The organism is Acidisphaera sp. L21, from assembly GCF_009765685.1.
Classification (GTDB): Bacteria; Pseudomonadota; Alphaproteobacteria; order Acetobacterales; family Acetobacteraceae; genus LMUY01.
This window is the reverse complement of sequence record NZ_LMUY01000124.1, coordinates 80,240-101,047: the sequence shown is the minus strand read 5'-3', so window position 1 is coordinate 101,047 and position 20,808 is coordinate 80,240. Positions and strand designations below refer to the sequence as shown.

At 63.8% G+C, this 20,808-nt stretch carries 22 protein-coding genes; 12 read left to right on the top strand and 10 right to left on the bottom strand.

Going from position 1 to position 20,808, the window contains the following annotated elements:
• The first annotated feature begins 5 nt into the window (after positions 1-5).
• From GSQ76_RS23875 to GSQ76_RS23855, 5 genes are read left to right on the top strand one after another with little or no spacing between them, the layout of a single operon-like run.
• Positions 6-986, top strand: coding sequence for an ABC transporter ATP-binding protein (locus GSQ76_RS23875; protein ID WP_158746603.1), 981 nt, complete (start codon positions 6-8; stop codon positions 984-986).
• A complete protein-coding gene (locus GSQ76_RS23870) occupies positions 983-1,960 on the top strand; it encodes an ABC transporter ATP-binding protein (RefSeq protein WP_158746602.1) in 978 nt (325 codons plus the stop codon). Before GSQ76_RS23875 ends, GSQ76_RS23870 begins: the two co-directional genes overlap by 4 nt.
• A gap of 26 nt (positions 1,961-1,986) precedes the next feature.
• Positions 1,987-3,474: an ABC transporter substrate-binding protein gene (locus tag GSQ76_RS23865; protein ID WP_158746601.1), complete on the top strand. Its 1,488-nt coding sequence runs from the start codon at positions 1,987-1,989 to the stop codon at positions 3,472-3,474.
• A gap of 16 nt (positions 3,475-3,490) precedes the next feature.
• The gene (locus GSQ76_RS23860) at positions 3,491-4,408 is read left to right on the top strand and encodes an ABC transporter permease (protein WP_158746600.1); all 918 of its coding nucleotides are present in this window, start codon (positions 3,491-3,493) and stop codon (positions 4,406-4,408) included.
• A complete protein-coding gene (locus tag GSQ76_RS23855) occupies positions 4,405-5,253 on the top strand; it encodes an ABC transporter permease (protein ID WP_158746599.1) in 849 nt (282 codons plus the stop codon). The genes GSQ76_RS23860 and GSQ76_RS23855 overlap by 4 nt, the downstream gene beginning before the upstream one ends.
• Before the next feature lie 123 nt (positions 5,254-5,376).
• Here the strand turns inward: GSQ76_RS23855 and GSQ76_RS23850 are convergent, their stop codons facing one another.
• Entirely contained in the window at positions 5,377-6,678 is a 1,302-nt protein-coding gene (locus GSQ76_RS23850; protein ID WP_158746598.1) for an NtaA/DmoA family FMN-dependent monooxygenase, read from the bottom strand.
• Positions 6,679-6,799: 121 nt separating this feature from the next.
• The gene (locus tag GSQ76_RS23845) at positions 6,800-7,606 is read right to left on the bottom strand and encodes an IclR family transcriptional regulator (protein WP_158746597.1); all 807 of its coding nucleotides are present in this window, start codon (positions 7,604-7,606) and stop codon (positions 6,800-6,802) included.
• A gap of 189 nt (positions 7,607-7,795) precedes the next feature.
• On the opposite strand from GSQ76_RS23845, the gene GSQ76_RS23840 reads away from it, so the two are divergent.
• Together GSQ76_RS23840 and GSQ76_RS23835 are read left to right on the top strand one after the other, a co-directional pair.
• A complete protein-coding gene (locus GSQ76_RS23840; protein WP_216851259.1) occupies positions 7,796-9,208 on the top strand; it encodes an amidase in 1,413 nt (470 codons plus the stop codon).
• Positions 9,209-9,286: 78 nt separating this feature from the next.
• On the top strand, positions 9,287-9,463 hold the full coding sequence (locus tag GSQ76_RS23835) for a hypothetical protein (RefSeq protein WP_158746595.1): 177 nt from the start codon (positions 9,287-9,289) through the stop codon (positions 9,461-9,463).
• 11 nt (positions 9,464-9,474) lie between these two features.
• Here GSQ76_RS23835 and GSQ76_RS23830 read toward each other — a convergent pair whose 3' ends face one another.
• On the bottom strand, positions 9,475-10,071 hold the full coding sequence (locus GSQ76_RS23830; RefSeq protein WP_216851258.1) for an HD domain-containing protein: 597 nt from the start codon (positions 10,069-10,071) through the stop codon (positions 9,475-9,477).
• A gap of 116 nt (positions 10,072-10,187) precedes the next feature.
• Here GSQ76_RS23830 and GSQ76_RS23825 point away from each other — a divergent pair, with 116 nt between their 5' ends.
• From GSQ76_RS23825 to GSQ76_RS23815, 3 genes are read left to right on the top strand one after another with little or no spacing between them, the layout of a single operon-like run.
• Positions 10,188-11,036 carry an amino acid ABC transporter ATP-binding protein gene (locus tag GSQ76_RS23825; protein WP_272482687.1) on the top strand — a complete coding sequence of 283 codons (849 nt, stop codon included), beginning with the start codon at positions 10,188-10,190 and terminating at the stop codon, positions 11,034-11,036.
• A gap of 39 nt (positions 11,037-11,075) precedes the next feature.
• Complete coding sequence (locus GSQ76_RS23820) at positions 11,076-11,996, top strand: ABC transporter substrate-binding protein (RefSeq protein ID WP_158746594.1); 921 nt, start codon at positions 11,076-11,078, stop codon at positions 11,994-11,996.
• Between the two features lie 22 nt (positions 11,997-12,018).
• Complete coding sequence (locus GSQ76_RS23815; protein ID WP_254070605.1) at positions 12,019-12,744, top strand: amino acid ABC transporter permease; 726 nt, start codon at positions 12,019-12,021, stop codon at positions 12,742-12,744.
• A 9-nt stretch (positions 12,745-12,753) separates the two neighbouring features.
• Here GSQ76_RS23815 and GSQ76_RS23810 read toward each other — a convergent pair whose 3' ends face one another.
• Positions 12,754-13,308, bottom strand: coding sequence for a TrmH family RNA methyltransferase (locus GSQ76_RS23810; RefSeq protein WP_158746593.1), 555 nt, complete (start codon positions 13,306-13,308; stop codon positions 12,754-12,756).
• Positions 13,309-13,589: 281 nt separating this feature from the next.
• On the opposite strand from GSQ76_RS23810, the gene GSQ76_RS23805 reads away from it, so the two are divergent.
• On the top strand, positions 13,590-13,925 hold the full coding sequence (locus GSQ76_RS23805) for a hypothetical protein (RefSeq protein WP_158746592.1): 336 nt from the start codon (positions 13,590-13,592) through the stop codon (positions 13,923-13,925).
• A 247-nt stretch (positions 13,926-14,172) separates the two neighbouring features.
• The gene (locus GSQ76_RS23800; protein ID WP_158746591.1) at positions 14,173-16,146 is read left to right on the top strand and encodes an NAD(P)-binding protein; all 1,974 of its coding nucleotides are present in this window, start codon (positions 14,173-14,175) and stop codon (positions 16,144-16,146) included.
• Here the strand turns inward: GSQ76_RS23800 and GSQ76_RS32115 are convergent.
• The 6 genes from GSQ76_RS32115 to GSQ76_RS23775 form a co-directional block, all read right to left on the bottom strand.
• Entirely contained in the window at positions 16,143-16,499 is a 357-nt protein-coding gene (locus tag GSQ76_RS32115; protein WP_254070604.1) for a hypothetical protein, read from the bottom strand. The genes GSQ76_RS23800 and GSQ76_RS32115 overlap by 4 nt on opposite strands.
• Complete coding sequence (locus GSQ76_RS32110) at positions 16,427-16,882, bottom strand: hypothetical protein (RefSeq protein ID WP_254070603.1); 456 nt, start codon at positions 16,880-16,882, stop codon at positions 16,427-16,429. The genes GSQ76_RS32115 and GSQ76_RS32110 overlap by 73 nt, the downstream gene beginning before the upstream one ends.
• Positions 16,883-16,910: 28 nt before the next feature.
• Positions 16,911-18,659 carry an ABC transporter ATP-binding protein gene (locus GSQ76_RS23790; RefSeq protein ID WP_158746590.1) on the bottom strand — a complete coding sequence of 583 codons (1,749 nt, stop codon included), beginning with the start codon at positions 18,657-18,659 and terminating at the stop codon, positions 16,911-16,913.
• Positions 18,649-19,569 carry an ABC transporter permease gene (locus GSQ76_RS23785; RefSeq protein WP_158746589.1) on the bottom strand — a complete coding sequence of 307 codons (921 nt, stop codon included), beginning with the start codon at positions 19,567-19,569 and terminating at the stop codon, positions 18,649-18,651. Before GSQ76_RS23785 ends, GSQ76_RS23790 begins: the two co-directional genes overlap by 11 nt.
• The gene (locus GSQ76_RS23780; protein WP_158746588.1) at positions 19,566-20,588 is read right to left on the bottom strand and encodes an ABC transporter permease; all 1,023 of its coding nucleotides are present in this window, start codon (positions 20,586-20,588) and stop codon (positions 19,566-19,568) included. The genes GSQ76_RS23785 and GSQ76_RS23780 overlap by 4 nt, the downstream gene beginning before the upstream one ends.
• Positions 20,589-20,592: 4 nt before the next feature.
• The coding region (locus GSQ76_RS23775) for a hypothetical protein (protein ID WP_408837175.1) at positions 20,593-20,808 on the bottom strand (216 nt) is incomplete at its 5' end.

The window sequence follows — 20,808 nt, the reverse complement described above, 5'->3', positions numbered from 1 at the left end:
GGCCGATGGCTGAGACGCTGCTGTCCGTCCGGAACCTGACCGTCGCGTTCCAGACCCGGCGCGGTGCGTTCGACGCTGTCCGCGACGTGAGCTTCGACGTGGAGGCCGGCCGCGTGCTGGGCGTGGTGGGCGAGTCTGGCAGCGGCAAGAGCGTGACTGCCATGGCCCTGATGCAGCTTTTGCCCGAGGCCGCGCGCGTGAGCAGCGGCCAGATCCACTTGGCGGGACGTGACCTTGGCAGCCTGTCGGACCGGCAGATGCGGTCGGTTCGCGGACGCGAGATCGCGATGGTGTTCCAGGACCCGATGAGCTCGCTGAACCCGATCTTTTCCATCGGACGCCAGTTGATGGAGCCGCTGACCCTGCAGCTGGGGCTGAGCCGGGCCGCGGCGCGGGCGCGGGCGGAGGAGTTGTTGGGCCTGGTGCGCATCCCCTCCCCGCCGCAGATCATGCGCGCCTATCCGCACGAATTGTCGGGCGGCATGCGGCAGCGGGTGATGATCGCGATCGCGCTGAGCTGCGGGCCGAAACTGCTGATCGCCGACGAGCCGACAACGGCGCTGGACGTGACCACGCAGGCGCAGATCCTGACGCTGCTGCGCGATTTGCAGCACCGGATGCACATGGCGGTGCTGCTGATCACCCATGACCTGGGCGTGGTGGCGGAGTTCGCGGACGACGTGCAGGTGATGTACGCCGGGCGCATCGTGGAGCGATCCCCGGTGGGCGCGTTGTTCGATCGGCCGGCGCATCCGTATACCGAGGGCCTGCTCCGCTGTATGCCGCCGCTGGAGGACGAGGACCCGGAGCGGTTGCCCGCGATCGAGGGCAATGTCGCGAGCCCGTTCGCCATGCCCGCCGGGTGCAGTTTCCACCCGCGCTGCCCGTATGCGTGGGAGGCGTGCGGGCGCATTCAGCCGCAGGCGGTGACGCTGGGCGCGGGCCATGACGCGGCCTGTTTGCGGCACGGCGTGGTGCCCGCATGACCGCGCCGCTGATCCGCGCCGATGGGCTGACCAAGCACTACCCGATCGTATCGGGCACGTTCCGCCGCCGGGTCACGGGTGCGGTGCGGGCGGTGGATGGCGTGTCGTTCACCATCCGGCGCGGCGAAACCCTGGCGCTGGTGGGGGAGAGCGGCTGCGGCAAATCCACCACGGGGCGGTTGCTGATGCGGCTGGTGGAGCCGAGCAGCGGCACGGTTCGCTTCGATGGCACGGAAATATCGGAGCTGGATGCGCGCCAGCTTCGCACCGCCCGGCGCCGCATGCAGTTGATCTTCCAGGACCCTGGCAGCTCGTTCAATCCGCGTATGTCCGTGGCGGCGTTGATCGCCGAGCCGATGCGGCTGGCTGGCGTGGCCGGGTCGGCGCGCCGGGTGCGGGTGCAGGAATTGCTGCCGTTGGTGGGGCTGGCGGCCGAGCACGCCAATCGCTATCCGCACGAGTTTTCCGGCGGCCAGCGGCAGCGCATCGGGATTGCCCGTGCGCTTGCGTTGCGGCCGGATTTCGTGGTGTGCGACGAACCGGTTTCGGCGCTGGACGTGTCCGTGCAGGCCCAGGTGATCAACCTGCTGACGGATCTGCAGCGGGACTTTGGGTTGACCTATCTGTTCATCTCGCACGATTTGCGTGTGGTGCGGCACGTCGCGGACCGGGTGGCCGTGATGTATCTGGGCCGCATCGTGGAACTGGCGGACAAGCAGGCGCTGTACCAGACGCCGCAGCACCCCTACACCCGCGCGCTGTTGAGCGCCGTGCCTGCCCATCGGCCCGGCGCCGTGCGCGCCCGCATCGAGGCACTGGGCGAAATTGCCAGCGCCCGGGCAGTGCCGCCGGGTTGCCGCTACCACACGCGGTGCCCGGCCGTGATGCCGGTGTGCCGCACCGACGACCCGGCGTTGACCGACCTGGGCGGTGGGCATTTATCCGCCTGCCACCTGACCAGGCCCGCCCATTGACCCAGATCTTGCCCGTAGGAGCCATCATGAAACGCCGCCCGTTGCTCACCTTGGCTGCGCTGCTTGCCTTTGGCAGCCCGGCCTTCGCTGCCGATAAGACACTGACCATCGGCGCCGCCGTCTTTCCCGACAGCTTGCGGTCCGGCAATGGGTCCTATGCGTCGCTGAGCCTGTTGGAGCAAACCAACGACCCGTTGATCGCCCGCGACAATGCCGGCGACCTGCACCCGGCGCTGGCCACCAGTTGGGAGATGACGGACCCGATGACGCTGCGGGTGCATCTGCGCCAGGGGGTAAAATTCAGCGACGGGGTGGATTTCACCGCTGACGACGTGGTGTTCACCATCAACCGGGTGCTGGACCCGGCGACCGGATACGCCTTCATCACGCGGATCGGCCAGGTGGCAAATGCCACGGCGGTAGATAAATACACCGTCGACATCAAGACCAGGACCGTGTTCCCCACGCTGTTGCGCGGTCTGTCGGACATCATCATCGAGCCGAAGCATTATTACGAGAAGGCAGGCGCCACGGTCGTGGCGGGACACCCGATCGGCACCGGGCCGTTCGTGTTCCAGGACTGGGTACCGGGCGACCATTACACGCTGACGACCAACAAAGCCTATTGGGGTGGCGCGCCCAAATTCGACAAACTGGTGATCCGCACCATCCCGGACGGGTCGACCCGCGTCGCCTCCCTGGTGGCCGGGGAGAGCCAGATCATCGAGGAAGTGCCGATCGACCTGATCGACCAGGTGAACGAGTCGGGCAGTGCGAAGGTCAACGAGATCAGCACCACCGTCGGCCTGGTGTTGACCTTCGACCCGTCGGTCAAGCCGTTCGACAATCCCAAGATCCGCGAGGCGTTCGACTACGCGATCGACAAGAACCTGATCCTGAAGCAGATCCTGAAGGGTCAGGGTGAGATCCTGCAGAACCAAGTGCTGACCAAGGGTGTGTTGGGCTGGGACGCGGATCTGAAGGCCCGCCCGTTCGACCCGGTGAAGGCGAAGAAGATGCTGGTGGACGCCGGGTATGATTTCAACACGCCCGTGCCCATCACCACGCAAAACGGCAAATACGTGTCCGATACCGACATCTGCAACGCCGTGGCCGGCATGTTGAACCAGATCGGCGTCAAGGCGACCGTCAACGTGGTCGAGGGCGGTGTGTTCCAGCAGATGTCCAACGCGCAGAAGATGGGCGTGATGTACATGATCGGCTGGTACAGCGTTGGCGATGCGGATTTCGCCTCGGTCTGGTACACCAAGTCCGGGTTGCGTACGAAGTGGCAGGACCCGGAATACGAGGCGCTGTTCGTCGCCGCCCGCACCACCATCGATGAGGCCGAGCGTGTGAAGGACTATCACCGCATGATGGAAATCCTGGCCGACCAGACCCCCTCTGTCTTCCTGTTCGGCCTGCCCAGCCTGTATGGCGTCAGTGACTCGGTGACCGGGTTCGGCGCCGCGGCGGACAAGCTGCTGCGGCTGACCCAGGTGCAGGTGAAGTGAGCCACGCGCGGTTCTGATGGCCGGCTATATTCTCCGCCGGCTGGCCTTCCTGCCACTGACGCTGCTGATCGTCGCCTTGGCCACCTTCATCGTGCTGCGGCTGACGGGGAACCCGGTCGATATCTTTCTGGATATCAACCGGACCCCCGAACAGGTGACGGCGCTGACCCAGCGCCTGCATCTGGACCAGCCCCTGCCGGTGCAGTTCCTAATCTTCCTGCGCGACCTGCTGCACGGCGATTTTGGGGAGTCGCTGCAATTCAGCGGCTCGGCGGCGGGCGTGGTCTGGGACCGGCTGGGCGCCACGTTGCAATTGGCCGGGGCCGGGCTGGCATTGGCGTTGATCCTAGGCATTGCCGGCGGGATCGCATGCGCCGTTTGGCGGGACCGGGCGGTGGATGCGGCGATTTCCTCCATCGCGGTGGCGGGGCAATCCATGCCGTCCTTCTGGCTCGGGATTCTGCTGATCGAGTTCTTCGCGCTGCAACTGCATTGGCTGCCGACCTCCGGCTATGGTGATTTGCGGCATCTGGTGCTGCCGGCCGTGACGCTCGCGGCCATCCTGATGCCGAACTTCACCCTGATTACCCGCACCGCCGTCATCGAGTTGATGAGCGAGCAATTCGTCGTCACGGGTCGGTCCAAAGGCCTGTCGCGGGCGCGGGTGCTGGCCACCCACATCTTGCCGAACGCGGTCAACCCGGTGCTGAGCTTCCTGGGCATCCAGATCGGCACGCTGATGGCCGGCTCCATCGTGACCGAGACGATCTATGCCTGGCCCGGCGTGGGGCGGCTGCTCATCAACAGTATCGGTCATCGTGACGTGCCGGTGGTGGAGGCGTCGGTCTTCGCCATCGCCATCATCATCGCGCTGAGCAACCTCGTCGTGGACGTGCTGCAAATGCTGATCGATCCAAGGATCCACCGCGGGTGAGACAAAGGCGGCTGTTCGGCAAGCGGTTCAAGATCATCTTCGGTGGCGGCATCGTGCTGGTGGCGGTGCTGGGCGCAATATTCGCCCCGCTGATCGCGCCGTGGGATCCGTATCAGCAGGATTTGCTGGCCCGGTTGAAGCCGGGGTTCTGGTCGCCCCGCGCGGTTGCCGGGCATTGGCTGGGCACGGATAATTACGGCCGGGATCTACTGTCGCGGCTGATCTATGGCTCCCGCCTGTCGATCCTGGTGGGCGTCGCGTCGATGCTGCTATCGGCGGTGGTGGGCAGCGTAGCGGGCGTGATCGCCGGGCTGCGCGGCGGCGCCACCGAACAGGCGATCATGCGATTCGCCGATGCGCAGATGGCCTTCCCCGACATTCTGCTGGCGATCATGATGGTGGCGGCGCTAGGCGGCAACGCGCTGAACCTGATCCTGGTGTTGGGGATTTCCCGCTGGATGGTCTATGCGCGCGTCGTGTTCGGGCTGACCCGGTCCTTGCGTGAACGCCCGTTCGTCGAGGCAGCGAAGCTTTATGGCGGCGGCGATTTCTACATCATGCGCCAGCACATCCTGCCGCAAGTGATGCCGGTGCTGACGGTGGTGGCGACGCTGCAGGTGGCGCAGATGATCCTGCAGGAAACCGCGCTGTCGTTCCTGGGGCTCGGCCTGCCGCCGCCCGCGGCGACGTGGGGCAATATCCTGGCGGAAGGCAATACCAGGCTGTTCGTCGCGCCGTGGATTGCGAACTCCGCCGGGTTGGCGATCATTGTTCTGGTGTGGGGCGTGAACATGCTGGGGAACGGGCTGCGGGAGCAATATGATCCGCATGGGTTGGGGCGCTAAGGACGGGCCTAAGCGAGGGGGCTTCGCCCCGGACCCCACCAGAGGACAGTCGTCCTCTGGACACCTCGCGATAAAGGGGTGAAGGGGACGACTGTTCCCTTCTGGGTGCAGGGCAAAGCCCAGCTAGAACGCCATCAGATTCTCTTTGAACGTCTTATGCGTATACTCCGTCCGCGTCAGTCCGCGGCGCTGCAGTTCCGGCACCAGGCCGTCGCAGATCTCGATGATGTAGCGACGGTCGAACGTGCCGTTGAAGAACAGGAATCCGTCACCGCCGACTTCCTCCATGATGTCCTGCATCATACCGGCCACGTGGTCGACCGTGCCGGTGAAGTCGATCCCGGCCTTGGTGGATTGTGCCAACGCCACCTCCCGCGGGGTCTTGCCGATCCATTTCGCCAGCGACGATTTGTGGCCGTTGGTGAACAGCTCCGGCAGCGGCTCGTCCAGCGCGAATTGCGAGAAATCGATGTTGGTGAGGCGTGACATGGTGGAAAGCTGCATGTCCAGATGCCCGTTGGCGTCCTCGCGCGCCAAGCGCCGCCGCTCCCGCGCGGCCTCCATGGTGGTGTCCACCAGCGGTTGGGCCAGGAACAGCACCTTCACGTGGTCCGGATTGCGCCCTGCCGCTGCCGCGCGCGCGCGCACGTCGGCGCGATATTGCTTCATTTCCGCGACGTTGCTGGCATCGGTGATGATCGTGTCGGCCCAGCGGGAGGCGAATAACTGCCCACGTGGAGAGCCGCCGGCCTGGCAGATTACGGGGCGGCCCTGGGGCGAGCGCGGCGCATTCAGCGGGCCGCGGCATTTGAAGTATTTGCCCTCGTGGTTGACGGCGTGGACCTTGCTGCCATCCGCGAACATTGGCGTCTTGGGGTCCAGCACCACCGCATCCGGCTCCCACGCATCCCACAGTTTGGTCACGAGGTCGGCAAATTCCTCGGCCCGGTCGTAGCGTTCCTCGTGCGGATATTGCGTGTCGTGGCCGTAGTTTTGCGCTGCACCGTCATTGCTGCTGGTAACGCAATTCCAGCCGACCCGGCCCTCGGTCGTGTGATCCAGCGTGTTGACCAGCCGGGCCAGCAGGAAGGGCGGGTATTCCGAGGTTGAGAGAGTCGGGATCAGGCCCAGATGCTTCGTGACTTGCGCCAGATGGGTCACCAGCACCGCCGGGTCCAGCTTCGGCGTGCTGGCGGCGTATTGCAGATAGGTGTCGTGCGAGCCCTTGTATTGATACGGCACCATCGAGGAGTCTTCGATGATCATGTAATCGAAACACGCGCGCTCCATACCACGGGCCAGGTCCAGGAACAGGTCCGGCATCATCCAGCGTGCGACGTCGCTACCGGGCCATTGCCCCCGCCACCCCTTGGGGCCGTAGCCCTGCGACAGGAACCAGGAAAGGTGAAATTGGCGATTGGCCATTGTTTACGCTCTCGTCGATGTGGATGACCGCCGGCGGACTAGGCCGCCGGGTCACGTGGGAAATGTGCGGTCTCGGGCATGCTGCGTAAACCACGGATCGTTCCGCATGGTGGCAAGATACCTAGTGGCCCTGTTCGATCGGGCCTTTTTGGGCGGCGGCGATGGCGTGGGCGATGTCCTGTGCCGCGTCGCGCATGGTCGGTACCATCTCGCACCCATCCTGCAGGCGGGTCGCGTCGCACAGGATGCTGAGCGCGAAAGTGGGCGCGGCCGCGTCCCCCGGCACGATGATGCCGACGCTGCCGACATCGGCACACACCGGGCTGATGGTGCGGGCGTAGCCGTTCACCTTGGCCCGGTCGACATAGCCGCGCAGGGCCCGGGCGGTGTCGCGGCCGAACGCGCGGTATCGTCGTTCGTTGGTGCGGATAAGGGCATCTGCGTCGCCCGGCGCCATGGCGGCCAGCAGCGCCACGCCGGCCGAATCCACGCCGATCGGCAGACGCGATCCGATTGGCGCCACCAGGTCGGGGAACAATTCCGGCCCGCCGGACTCGACGGAGACGGTTTCCACCCGGCTGCGCATCACCAATGTCACCGGCATGTTCAGCCGCCCGGCCAGGCGCCACAGGGACGACCGGGCGGCCGCGTGGCCGTTGAAGTGTTGTCCGGCGGCCAACCCCAGCTCGAACACCCGGCGTCCCAGGCGGTAGCGCTTGCCCTCCACCTTCTCGACGAACTCCTCGTCGACCAGGCAGGCCAGCATGCGGAAGGCGGTGGAGGCGTCAATATTGGCCCGGCCCACCAGCTCGGTCAGGCGCAGCGCGTCCGGCCCCGCGCAGCCGATTTCCTGCAGCAGCCGCAGCGCTTTGGTGAGACTTCCTGTGCCACGTCTCGGGCGCGGCAGCGCGCCATCCATGAGGTTCATCGTCCTTCGGTTTGTAGCGTTCTTGAAGCAAGATCAGGGCCATTGGATACAAAGCCCGTTGAGACCCAACGGAGGCGTGGCGCCAGTGGAGCTTGGCACGACTTTTGCTGCCTTCGCCATCATCCGCGGATTGTGCGGGATGCGCCAGCCGGGGTTTTTGGGCAGTACGGCGCCGTTGGGAGCATGACCATGACGCAAGATCTGCACTTCCTGACAATCACGCAGGCATCGGTGCTGATCCGGACCGGAAAGCTGTCGCCGGTCGAACTCACGAAGGCCTATCTCGACCGCATCCATCGGCTGGATGGCGAACTACACGCCTACATCCTGGTGCTGGGCAAAACGGCGATGGATGAGGCGCGACGTGCCGAGGCGGAGATCGCGGGCGGCGATTGGAAAGGACCGCTGCATGGCATTCCGATCGGGTTGAAGGACATCTACAACACCGCGGGAATTGCGACGACGGGACATTCCGCGTTGTTCAAAGACCACGTCCCCAACGAGGACGCTGTGACCGTGCAACGGCTACGCAAAGCTGGCGCGGTCATCCTGGGTAAGCTGGCGACGCATGAGTTCGCCACTGGCGGCCCGTCCTTCGACCTGCCCTGGCCGCCTGCGCGCAATCCGTGGAACCTCGACCATCAACCCGGCGGCTCGTCCAGCGGGTCGGCGGCGGCGGTTGCCGCTGGGCTGTGCATGGCGGCGATGGGCACGGATACCGGTGGCTCGATCCGCAGCCCGGCGGCGTGGTGTGGTTTGGCGGGGTTCAAGCCCAGCTACGGCCGGGTCAGCCGTCGCGGCATTTTGCCGCTTTCATTCACGTTGGACCACGCCGGACCATTGTGCTGGACCACCGAGGATTGCGCATTGATGATGCAGGCCCTTGCCGGCCATGACGCATTGGACCCGGGCAGCGCGGACAAGGCGGTCCCCGACTTCGCGTCAGGACTACGGGGGGATGTGAAGGGGCTTCGTGTCGGCGTGATCCGACACTTTTTCGAAACGGATCTGAAGGCCGAGGACGATGTCGTCGCTGGCCTGGAGTCCGCACTGAACACGCTACGGGCGCTGGGTGCGGCGGTCACGGACGTCACGCTGTCTCCGTTGAGCCACTACAACAAAGTGACCAGCCTTATTTCTCGATCCGAGGCCTATGCGATCCACGAGCGCTACCTGACGACGACGCCAGAATTATACGGGGAGTTGGGCCGGCGACGGTTGGCGGCCGGCGCGTTCGTGAGGGCGAGCGATTATGTCAACGCCCTACGCCATCGCACACGGTTGGTCGCCGAGATGACGGCGGCGATGCAGGATCACGACGTGCTGATGCTGCCAACCAAGCATCAGGTGGCGCCGCCGTTCCGGCTGGAACCAGCGGTTCGGGAGCCATCCTTTACCCAACCGTTCAACGTCACCGGTTTCCCGGCCTTGTCGGTCTGCAGCGGCTTCTCCGCCAACGGCCTGCCATTGTCGCTGCAGATCGTGGGACGGCCATTCGAAGACGCGCAGGTGTTGAGCACGGGTGACGCATTTGAAAAGGCGACGATGTTCCGAGCGGCGCGACCGGCCTTTGCGGCAGCATTGGCGAGTGCGGCGCAGTAGGCGGACAATAGGCAACCGTGCCGGCACGCCTGACGCAACTTATTTTACAACCTGACCTGACCGCTAAGGACCATCCACATGACCGAAACCGAATTTATCGCTCGACTTAAAGAGCATGGACTTGTCATTCCAGAAACAGAAGTCCCGGCTTTGCAAGCTTTCGTCGAGGATCTGGAGCGTGCGGCCGAATTCGTACGCGCGACCGAACGGTCCTATGCGGAGGAACCGAGCAACGTGTTCCGGCTGCCGTCGTAGAACCCCTCGTCCTAGCGGAGCAATCCAATTGCGACGCCGGGGCGGACCACGTCCGGTGCGTAGGCCTTGCGGGAAAAAACGTCGCGGACCGTCGGCGCGAAACTGTCCAGCGGATCGGCCTCGTAGGCGGGATCGAAGCAGGATTGGTCCCAGCGCTCGCAGAAATCGACACAGGCCTGGTAATGTGGACTATCGGCGTAGCGCGCGCGCTCCTCACGGTTCCAGCCGTAATGATGGGCATAGTAGATCATCTGGAAGGCACCATGGTGTTCGACGACCCACGTGCATTCCTCCCGCACGAAGGGCCGAATAATTTCGGCGGCCATGCGATCGTGATTTTGCGGCGCCAAGCCGTCGCCGATATCGTGTAACAAGGCGGACACGATCCAGTCTACATCGGCGCCTTCGCGGCGCGCGCGGGTGGCAGATTGCAACGCGTGGCCGAGGCGGCTGATCTGGTAGCCCTCAATCGTCTCCTCTTCCTGGCGAGCCATTTCGCGCAGCAAACGGTCTGCCGTGGCAAGATTGTGCTTCAATTCCATATCCCGCAGCATGAGGTAATCCTCACGCGTGCCGTCTTTCATTGCGGTGAAGCTAACGGTCTGCATGGAACCTCCTGGAGCGGACGGCGAGAAACACTGCGGCGTTATGCCAAGTGCCAACCGGTCGAGCAACCACTTTGGCATAGGCCTTGCTTGTGGGGTCACAAAGCTAGAGGCCATGGATGACGGAACTGACACAAAGCAGGCCGATCATACAGCTGGACCGTATTTGGAAGTCGTTCGGCGGCGTCGAAGTGCTGACCGATGTGTCGCTTTCGGTGCAAAAGGGCGAGGTCGTGTGCATCATCGGGCCGTCTGGCGCCGGAAAGTCCACGCTATTGCGCTGCATCAACCATCTTGAGACGATCGATGATGGAACGATCCTTTTTGAAGGCGCCCCGGTTTACCGCTATAAACGGGACGGCAAGCTGGTTGTCGACCCGGATCGCCGGATCGAGCAGATTCGCATGCAAATCGGCATGGTGTTCCAGTCGTTCAACCTGTTCCCGCATCTGACGGTGCTTGGTAACGTGATCGAAGCTCCGATCCATGTCTTAGGGCAGAAACCGGATGACGCTCGCGCCCGGGGAGCGGCGGTATTGCGCAAGGTCGGTCTCGATCGCCGGGGCAACGCCTACCCGCACCAACTCAGCGGAGGCCAGCAGCAGCGCGTTGCCATCGCCCGCGCCTTGGCAATGAATCCCAAGGTCATGCTGTTCGATGAGGCGACCTCCGCTCTCGACCCTGAGCTGGTGGGAGAGGTCTTGAAGGTCATGCGCAATTTGGCCGCCGAGGGCATGACCATGGTGGTCGTGACCCACGAGATGGATTTCGCGCGCGACGTCGCTGACCGGGTCGTCTTCATGGCACAGGGTGCCGTGGTCGAAGAAGGACCGCCAGCGACGTTGTTTACCGACCCACGGAGCCCGAGAACCCGGCAATTTCTACAATCGATTCTGAGCCGTGGCCAAGGAGACGACCCTCCCGAGGACGACATTCCCAAGTCTGAGGCCGCGGACACCCAGGCCTAGAAATGCCGAACGTAAACGCCTTGAACCAGGAGCTTGAACATGACGCATGAATCCGACGAAACGTCACCCGGGCATTCCCGCCGTGCTTTATTCCAGGCCGGCGCCATTGGTGGTGTCGCGGCGGTCCTTGCCGCCACAGTCGGCAGCAGGCCGGCAGAAGCGGCGGGTGCGATAGAGGTCGATACCAGCTTTCCCGACTTTTCCGTCCCGCCCATCAACGGCAGCGATGATTCATTGGTCAAGATCCAGAAGAAGGGCGTCCTCGTCGTCGGCACATCCAATGATTGGCCGTATTCCTTCCTGGACCCGAAGGCCAATAATGCCTGGGCAGGATTGGATGCAGAAATCATCACGATGGCTGCGAAGATGTTGAAGATTGCCAAAGTCGATGTGCAGACCGTGACGTTCGACGGGCTTGTGCCGGGCACGCTGGGCGGCCGATTCGACATGGTCGGCGATTCGATCCACTACACGAAGGCTCGCTCCAAGGTCGTGAATTTCTGTTTCCCAACCTATTATTATGCCGAGACGATGGCCGTTGCTAAAGGCAATCCGTTGAAGCTTGGCAAGTTGACCGATTTGAAGGGCCACAAAGTCGGCACTCTGCTGGGCACGAATTACGCCGAGTGGATCCAGGCAATTCCTGGCGTGGAGTTCCAGGGCTACAAGGACTGGCAGCAGATGATGCCGGAACTCGCCATCGGTCGCCTCGATGCCGTCCTCTACGATCAGCCCGTCGTAGCCGCCCAGATGAAGGACCATCCGGAGTGGAAAGTCGACATGGTGGCGGAGTACGAGCCGCATGACCTAAAAAACCCGTCGGCCTATAGCACCTATGTCTTCCGCCCGGGTGACATCCAGTTGGTGACGGGATTTTCCTCCGCGATCGCTTGGATGGAATATAACGGCGAAATGAAAAAGATTCTCAGCAAATGGGGTTTGACTGGTTACAATAACTAAAGTCGATTAGGGAGGATCACGGTTGTTCTCACTTGATGACATGATCGCGTTCCTCCCGCCTTTGCTTCAGGGCGCGTGGCTAACGATCGTCGTGTCGGTGCTGTCGTTTGTACTAGCGCTGGTGGTAGGCTTGCTTCTGGGCATCGCGCGGATGTCGCGCCTGGCGCCATTGCGGCTCGTGACCGCGTTCTACATACAGGTGATCCGCGGCACGCCGCTGCTACTGCAACTGTTCTTTATCTATTACGTGTTGCCCTACCAGGGCATCGTTCTCAGCCCCTTCGTCTCCGCGATCATTGGGCTGACGGCCAATTACGCGGCGTATATGGCCGAAATCTTCCGCTCCGGCATTCAGGCGATTCCAAAGGGCCAGTGGGAAGCTGCCGCCGCAACCGGCATGTCGAAGCGCCTGCTGATGCGCCGGATTATCCTGCCACAGGCGCTGCGTATCATCATACCGTCGCTGGGCAACAACTTCGTGTCGATATTCAAGGACTCCGCTTTGGTGTCCGTCATCACGATGCGGGACCTCATGTTCAGCGGGCAGTTGCTCGCCTCGGCCACGTTCAAACACTTCGAGATCTACGCGATGGTGGCTGCTATCTACCTGGCGATCAGCTACCCGGCCGCAATGCTGGTCGAGTGGATCGAACGCAAGTTGGAGATTGGACGGCGGCTTGGCGTCGAACCGGATCGACCCACCGCGTCGCGGCGCTTCCTGCGCATGTGGCGGCCGGTGCGGACCTGAATTCGTGCTTCACTCGAGCTGGGACGAACAGACGAAACACGCGATTGCCGCGGCTGCGCTGACGTTCATGCTGCGGGCCACCCCCCGCTGCACGATTGATATCCGCTGACCACCGCCAATGAAGCTGTCTGGCACACCGTAGCCCTCATTGCCGAAAACGAGGCATGGCGGGGCCGCCACGCCTCGGAAGTCGAATGTTCGCAGATCGGTTCCGCCTTGTTCGACAAAAACCGGCGTGTAGCCGTGCTCTGCGAGGGCCACATCGAAGAGGGGGCGGGGCACCGCATGCCCTTCCAGATCGCAGACAATGTGCACGAGGTCTACATAGTTATGGGCGCCGACCGTGCTGCGGCGATCGAAACGGCGCTGGCCGAACAGGAACATGTGGGCTGCGCCAAAAGAAACGGCAGTCCGCATCATCACGCCAATGTTCAGGTCACCGTTCAGATTGATCGCGGCAATTGCGAACGGCAGGGTTGCCGCAGCTTGGGCAACCCGAATGGCTTCAACCGTGCTCCCCTGCAGGGCGTCACGGACGTTTAGATCACTGGTAACGGGCACCATGCTCGGGTCCTCATCTGGCCGAAGAGACCTCCCTGATAGCAACCGCGTCGGTCAAGTCGCTTCCGCTGTTTCGTCCGTCGAGAGAAGTCATCATCGCAGGGTCACCTTACACGAACCGCCGGGAGGGTGCTGCCGTGGCTCGGTCCCGCCTCTGGCCAGCGCGCGTTTGCCGGCTTGGTGAAGCCCCATCCTGCAGTCCGATCCTCCAACTGAGATCGTTCTGTATCACATGCCCTAACGCCGCTATGGTCGTTCCGGCTTCACACTGAGAGGACGCGGCGATGGCGGATTTCAGGCTACCCCTATCTGGCCCGGTGACCCTTCCCTGGACGGCGTATTTCGACCCGAGTGGTAACCAGGTTGGCCTCTTCAATATCAATATCGGCCAATCCAGCAACACCGAAATCGAAAAGGACGCGCTCAGCCTCGCTAGCTATGGTCGCCAACTCGGCCGGATCGGCGATGCGTTGATTGTGCTACTCAGGCACATCACGCTGAAAGATCTGTCTGCTGAGGAAGAAAAGGCGATCATCGATCTTAAATGCATGTTGCACGAGATGGCCAACGTGAAGGCGGGGCATGGTGCAAAGCATATCCTGCGACCACACATAGAGTAACGACAATCCAGCCTAGTCTGGGCAGCCGGGGCGGCTCCATGGGCCTGGCCCAGCACAAGGCCAATGCCGAACCGTTCCAGGCTGCACGCCGCATTGGCGGGCTGCTCGTGCCGGCCTGGAGCCGCTTGCCGTCGGGTTCGCGGTATCGCCGGCGATAGTGCAATGGATCAGCCTACGACGCACAGGGTGGCGCTCACCCATGCTGCTCATTACTATCTGCCTTTACCATCCGACGGGACTAGCCAGTATGGATCAATCATCTTATCCGGCGTTGCTCAGCCCATTTGCGCTAGCGGGCAAGATGCTGCGCAACCGGGTCATGCACGTCGCCATGAGCACGCGGCTAGCCGTGGATCGTACGGTGACGGATGAGATCGTCCAGTATCACGTGAACCGGGCGGCTGGCGGCGCGGCAGTGATCGTCACGGAACCGCTGGGCATGATGCCGCATCAACGCGACTTGCCGCGGCCGCAGGTGGTGACACAGAATCTGGACGGGTTCAGCCGGTGGGCCGCCCAGGTGGAGGCGCATGACTGCCGGCTGATTGGTCAACTCCAGGATTCAGGCCGGGGACGCCACTATCCCGGCAGGACGCATAATGCGCAGGGCGCGTCGGCATTGCCGGATGACCTCAGTTGGACCGTTCCCCGCGCGATGGAGATCGACGCGATCCGCACCATGATCGGAGACATCGCCGAGGCAGCGCGGCTTCTACAACGCAGTGGATTCAGCGGCATCGAGATATCGGCAGGACACGGTCACCTATTCCACCAATTCCTGTCGCCCTGGTCCAACCGGCGAACCGATTTGTTTGGCGGGGATTGGGAGGGCCGCGCCCGCTTCGTGGCCGAGTTGATAGCGGGCATTCGCGATCTCTGTGGCGCCGGATTCATCATCGGGCTGAAGCTGCCGGGGGATGATGGTGTGCCAGGCAGTATCGCACTGCCGGAGGCGACGATCATTACAGCGATGCTGACCGGGCAGCGACAGGCGGATTATGTCGGGTTCTGTCAAGGGGCCCACGCTCAGACGCTGGAGATGCATGTCCCGGATCGCTACGGCGATCGCCTGCCGCATATGGATCTGGTGCGCCAGTTGCGCGCCGCGGCGGGGGGAACGCCGCTGGTGGCGTTCGGCCGGATTACCGACCCGGCGGAAGCCGAACGCGTCGTGCGAGATGGGGATGCGGATCTTGTCGGGTTAGGACGTCCCTTGGTAGCGGACCCGGCCTGGCTGCTGAAGGCGGCTTCGAACCGGGCGTTCGATGTGCGCTATTGCATCTCGTGCAACACCTGCTGGGGCACCATCATCTCCCACCAGCCGATCGCATGCGTCAACAATCCCCGGGTTGGCAAGGCCGACGAGATGGATTTCTGGCCACAGCCATCCGGCCTGCAGCGCCGCGTGACGGTGGTGGGAGGGGGAGTCGCCGGGTTGGAGGCCGCATGGGTTGCGGCGGCGCGGGGCCATCACGTCACGCTGTTCGGCGCGTCCGAGGAACTCGGTGGCCGTGCGCGCTTGCGCGTTCCTCTGCCGGGGGGCGAGACGATCACCAGTATTTACGACTATCAGCACACGGCGGCCGTGCGTGCAGGCGTCACGTTCAAGCTGGGGCGCCTGGCCGACTTTGCCGAAATTGCGGCGAGCCGGCCCGACGCGGTGGTGTTGGCCTGTGGGTCCGACATGATCCCACCCGATTGGCTGCCGCCCGATGAACAGGCGCTGGTGCCAGATCTACGGGCAGCCATGCGTGGGCTTGTTGGGGTGACGCAGCGGCAGCGGGGCAAGGCGGTTATTTTCGACACGGACCACACGGAGGCGACCTACGCCGCAGCCGAAATGCTGACGCACATTTTCGACCAAGTCATAATCATGACGCCGCGCGACACGGTCGCCACCGACATGCAACTGGTCACCCGGCAAGGCGTGCTACGCCGGTTGGCGGAGCGGCGGATCAATGTTATTCCGTCGTCGACGCCGATTTGGAGCGCGGGGTTCGAAGACGGCATGCTGGACTATGCCAACGTGTTCACGGGTGAGCGTGGTTGCGTCGAAGATGTGTCGTTCCTGAGCTACTCCACGCCACGCGTGCCGATGGATGCGCTGGCAACTCCGTTGCGGCAGGCTGGGATGGACGTGCACCTGGTTGGCGATTGCCAGACGGCGGCCGATCTTCTGTCGGCAACCGCAACCGGACACGCGATTGGGATGGCTCTTTAGGCGCGTAATGCGCGACGGATCGCCCAATCGGGATCTGCCGTCGCCAACCTGCCGAACCCGGGGCCGAGCGAGACACCCAACATCCCTGCGACGGCCCACATGCAGGCCTGGTTGGTGATGACGATGGGCTTGCGCAATTCCGCCTCGATGGCGGGGAGCAGGGCCATTGCCTGGAGATTGCCCCCGGGAATGACGATCGTGTCGATTTCGGGCGCGTCGACCTGGCGGGCAAGCGCGATCAATTGGTCGGCGGTGACGGACGCGATGCCGTAATTGGTGGTCATGCCCAGCGATGCGGTGCGCACGACCGGGTGGCCGGCACGCGCGAAATAATCCGCGACGGCGGAGTCCACGCCGGAGACGAAGGGTGTCGCCAGCGCGATCCGCCCTGCGCCAACGCGTCGACAGCTGCGACCATCAACTGCGCGGCAGATAACGGAATGGCGCCAGATGCGGCTTGTAGTCTGACCTTTACAGTCTGCTCGTAGGATTCGCCACAGATGAAGCCGATGGCGGATTGGCCCAACACGATCACCTCCGGATGAGCCGTGCCGAGTTTGGCCGCTTCCCGGTCGATATCCGGCTCCTGCTCCGCCATGCCTTTCGCCGACACCTCCGTCAATCTCAATCGGCCCACGTGCCAGGTGATCTCCGGTGGGCCGAACCGGTTGTATTCGTGCTCCACCGTGGTGTTGGAAGATGGGATGAGCAGGCCGACATGATGGCGGGCGGTCATCGGCGCGGCGTCGGCATGATGGCGTCCTTCAAAGGGCCGCGGCGGGTGCGCAGCGGACGGCGCGACCGTCGGGCAGGTACTGCAAGTCTTGCGGCGTTGTGCGGCAAGGCTCCTGCACATTCGGGCATCGGCTGGCGAGGTAGCAGCCGACGGGCAAGTCCACAGGGCTGGGGATTTCGCCGGCCAGCGCTGCGCCGGGTGCGCGATCGATCCGGCGGTCCGTGGTGTCGGGCGCCAGGTGAGCCGCCAAAAGGGCACGTGAATACGGATGTAACGGGGCGTTGAACACCTGTTCCCGGGTCCCGACCTCCACCACCTGCCCCAGATACATGACCGCGACCCGGTGGCTGAGTTGCTCCACCGTGTTCAAATCGTGGGAGATGAACAAATAGGACATCCCGAATTCCCGTTGCAGCGACCGCAGCAATGTGACGATGCCAACGCGGGCCAGCGGGGTGAGCGCGGAGGTGGGTTCGTCCAGCACGATGAGCGCCGGGTCGGCGGCGATGGCGCGCGCGATGCTGACACGTTGTTGCGCCCCAGCGCTCAGGCCGCGGGCGCGCAGGCTTGCAGTGGAAGGGTCGAGGCCCACCAGTTGCAGCAGCTCGGCGATGCGCCCCACGGACGGACGTTCCAGGGCTTCGCTCACAATCCTGCCGACCGTCCATCGGGGGTCCAGCGCGTCCAGCGGATCCTGAAACACGATCTGCAAGCGGCGTCTCAGTTGGCGTAGCGTCGCCAGCGGGGTGCGAGCCAGATCCCGGCCTTCGAACATCACCTTGCCCGAGTCCGGCTCGATCAGGCGCAGCAGGCAGCGGCCGACGGTGGTTTTGCCCGACCCGCTTTCCCCCACCAGGCCCAGCGTTTCGCCGCGGCCGATGGCGAGATCGACACGGTCGACAGCCTGCAAACGTTTGCCGGAGCCGCGCAGCAGAAACGCCTTGGACAAACCGTGGACGGCCAGCAGGGTCTCGGCGGTTTTGGGGGGTGGCGGAGGTGATAGCTGCGCCAGGCTGAGAAGGCGGCGGCTGTAGCGGTCTTGCGGGGCAGCGAAGAAATGCGCCGTTCGGTCCTCTGCGACCAGGCGCCCGTCCTCCATCACCAGAACCCGATCGCAGTAATTGGCGATGATGCCCAGATCTTGGGTCAGCAGCAGCACAGCTGAGCCAGCCTGGCGCGAGACCTTCGACAATTCATCCAGGAACTGCGCCTGAATGGTGACATCCAGCCCGCTGGTCGGCTCGTCCGCGATCAGCACGCGGGGGCCAGCGCCCATTGCCATCGCGATCAGCACGCGTTGCGCCATGCCGCCGCTGATCTCGTGCGGATACGCCTGCGCCCGGCGCTCCGGGTCGTTGAGGCCGAGTTGGCGAAGGAGATCAACCGAACGCAACTTTGCCTGGGGGCGGGTGATGGTGAGATGCGCGCGCAGAACCGAGCGTATCTGTTGGCCGACCGTGTGCAGTGGGCTGAGCGAGCCCCGGGGGTTTTGCACGATGAGGCCGATCTGGCGGCCACGCCGGGCACGCCGCTCGGCCTCGGGCAGGCGTAGGAGATCCGTGCCCTCGATGGCGATGCTGCCGCCTAGAATTCGACCCGGCGCGCGCACCAGCCCGAGCAAGCCGAGGCCCAGGGTGGATTTGCCGCTGCCAGAATCACCAGTCAGCCCAACGATTTCTCCAGGGTTGATGTCGAAACTGACATCGTTGACCGCGCGGTTGGCGCCGAAGGCGACCGAAAAGCCGCGCACCGCCAAGATCGGTGCGTTATCGGGCATGCCGCCGCTCCAGCCCATTGCCGAAGGCCGCGTAGCCGAAGACGGTGATGGAGATGGCGATGCCGGGAAAGACGGACGGCCACCATTCACCCTGCACGATCCCGTCCGCCCCGGCGGCGATCATCAGCCCCCATTCGGGGGTAGGGGGACGCACACCGGCACCGACGAAGCTGAGCCCGGCGGTCATCAGAATGGCAAACCCTATGGTGACGGAGGCCTGGATCATCGCCGGGGCCAGCGCATTGGGCAGCACGTGATGCAGCGCGATCCAGCCCTCGCTTTTGCCCAAAACGCGCGCGGCATCGACGAAGCCGCGATGGCGCTGGGTCAGCACTTCGCTTCGGGTGAGGCGGATGTAGATCGGGGTGTAGAGCAGCGCGAGGGTGACGACGATGGTGCCATTGCTGCGGCCGGCGAGCGTGACCAGGATCATGCCGGTGATAAAGACGGGAAAGGCCTGCACGAGATCGGAAATCCGCATTGTGAGGCCGCCGACCCATGGCCGGGCAGTACCAGCGAACAGGCCCAGCAGACTGCCGACCAGCAGCGAGAATAGATTGGCCCCGACGGCAATGGACACATCCGCACGAGGTGCGGCCAGCACGCGGGAGAAGACGTCCAACCCGGCGCTGTCGGTGCCCAGCCAATGGATAGCCGGGTGCGGCGCGCCAGCCAGCATCTGCCTCACGAGACCAGGCACTTGGGATAGGCTCGGGGGTGGCTGCATGATCTCGTCGCTCGGACGCCCAATGTCATACGGGGTGAGCCACGGCCCAATCACCATCAGCAGCAGGGACAGCGCGACGATGGCAGCGCCGACATGGAAGAGCGTATTGGAGACGGGCCGGGCTAGTTGGGCGTCGAAATCGGCCTGCAGCAGGGCTGTATCGATCTCTGCGGACTCGCTCATCCCTGCAACCGCGGGTCAAGCATGGCGTGGGCGACGTCCAGCGCCAGGTAGACGAAGAGCGAGATCGCGGCGATCACCAGCACGACGGCCTGGATGGCCGGATAGTCGAAGGCCAGAACGGCGCTGACGGCGTATTGGCCAATACCGCCGAGGGAAAATACCGTTTCGATCAGCACCGCACCGCCCAGGATATAGCCATATAGAATGCCCAGCAGGGTGAGCGTCGGAGCCAGCGCGTTCTTGAGCGCCGTGAGCGCGATGCGGCCGGGGCTGATGCCGCTGGCTTGCTGATACAGCACGTAGTCCGACGTCATCACCCGCGTCATGTTCTGGCGCACCATCTTCACGATGGGGCCGGACAGCACGAAGACCTTCGTCGCCACTGGCAGCATCAGGTGGTGCAGACCGTCCCACAGCGCCTCCCCATCTCCGGCCAAAAGCGAGTCGATGGTGATGAAGCCGGTGACGACAGGGGGCGGGGTGACCATTGGGTTCAGCCGGCCCAGCGGCGGGGGCGCCCAGCCGAGGACGGAAAAGAAAAAGAAGATGAACAACAATCCCCACCAGAACTCCGGCTGGGAGCCAGCGAATAGGCTGTAGCCGAAGGTCATGCGATCGGCGATGCCGCCGGGTCGCAGAGCGCATATCATGCCGAGCGGGACGGAGATGACGAAGGCCAGGACGAAGCTGATGGTGATCAATTCCAACGTAATGGGCAGCGTGCGCCGGATCTCCTGCGAAATCGGGTCGCCAGTGACCCACGACCGGCCGAAATCCCCCTCCAACAACCCGCTCGATCCCGGCAGCACGCCGATATAGGCACCAAATTGCACCATCACCGGCCGGTCAAGACCCAGCGCGTGCTGGGATGACAGGTAGGATTCGCGGGATGCATCCTGCCCGGCCAGCCGCGCCACCGGGTCTGCCGGTAACAGGCGGATCGCGAAGAACACGATGAGAGCGAGGGCGACGAGTTGAATGGCGGCCGTCAGTAACCGGCGACCGACGAAGGCGAGCAAGTGCCTACTTGTCCAACGACATTTCGAAGAAGCGAAGCGAGTTGTCGGGGTGCCAGGTCAGCCCATGCAGTTTGTCCGTGTAGGCCCATAGGGTTTTGGTTTCGGCGATTGGGATCCAGGCCAGGTCTCGCTGGATGGTTTCCTGGATGTCGCGCACCAGCGGATCGCGCTTGGCAGGGTCGCCTTCCACCAGGGCCTGGGTGAACATCCGGTCGACATC

Coding starts and splice junctions, on each gene's coding strand:
- GSQ76_RS23875 (WP_158746603.1), top strand. CDS start 6: ATGGCTGAGACGCTGCTGTCCGTCCGGAACCTGACCGTCGCGTTCCAG.
- GSQ76_RS23870 (WP_158746602.1), top strand. CDS start 983: ATGACCGCGCCGCTGATCCGCGCCGATGGGCTGACCAAGCACTACCCG.
- GSQ76_RS23865 (WP_158746601.1), top strand. CDS start 1,987: ATGAAACGCCGCCCGTTGCTCACCTTGGCTGCGCTGCTTGCCTTTGGC.
- GSQ76_RS23860 (WP_158746600.1), top strand. CDS start 3,491: ATGGCCGGCTATATTCTCCGCCGGCTGGCCTTCCTGCCACTGACGCTG.
- GSQ76_RS23850 (WP_158746598.1), bottom strand. CDS start 6,678: ATGGCCAATCGCCAATTTCACCTTTCCTGGTTCCTGTCGCAGGGCTAC.
- GSQ76_RS23845 (WP_158746597.1), bottom strand. CDS start 7,606: ATGAACCTCATGGATGGCGCGCTGCCGCGCCCGAGACGTGGCACAGGA.
- GSQ76_RS23840 (WP_216851259.1), top strand. CDS start 7,796: ATGACGCAAGATCTGCACTTCCTGACAATCACGCAGGCATCGGTGCTG.
- GSQ76_RS23835 (WP_158746595.1), top strand. CDS start 9,287: ATGACCGAAACCGAATTTATCGCTCGACTTAAAGAGCATGGACTTGTC.
- GSQ76_RS23830 (WP_216851258.1), bottom strand. CDS start 10,071: ATGCAGACCGTTAGCTTCACCGCAATGAAAGACGGCACGCGTGAGGAT.
- GSQ76_RS23825 (WP_272482687.1), top strand. CDS start 10,188: ATGACGGAACTGACACAAAGCAGGCCGATCATACAGCTGGACCGTATT.
- GSQ76_RS23820 (WP_158746594.1), top strand. CDS start 11,076: ATGACGCATGAATCCGACGAAACGTCACCCGGGCATTCCCGCCGTGCT.
- GSQ76_RS23810 (WP_158746593.1), bottom strand. CDS start 13,308: ATGGTGCCCGTTACCAGTGATCTAAACGTCCGTGACGCCCTGCAGGGG.
- GSQ76_RS23805 (WP_158746592.1), top strand. CDS start 13,590: ATGGCGGATTTCAGGCTACCCCTATCTGGCCCGGTGACCCTTCCCTGG.
- GSQ76_RS23800 (WP_158746591.1), top strand. CDS start 14,173: ATGGATCAATCATCTTATCCGGCGTTGCTCAGCCCATTTGCGCTAGCG.
- GSQ76_RS32110 (WP_254070603.1), bottom strand. CDS start 16,882: ATGACCGCCCGCCATCATGTCGGCCTGCTCATCCCATCTTCCAACACC.
- GSQ76_RS23790 (WP_158746590.1), bottom strand. CDS start 18,659: ATGCCCGATAACGCACCGATCTTGGCGGTGCGCGGCTTTTCGGTCGCC.
- GSQ76_RS23785 (WP_158746589.1), bottom strand. CDS start 19,569: ATGAGCGAGTCCGCAGAGATCGATACAGCCCTGCTGCAGGCCGATTTC.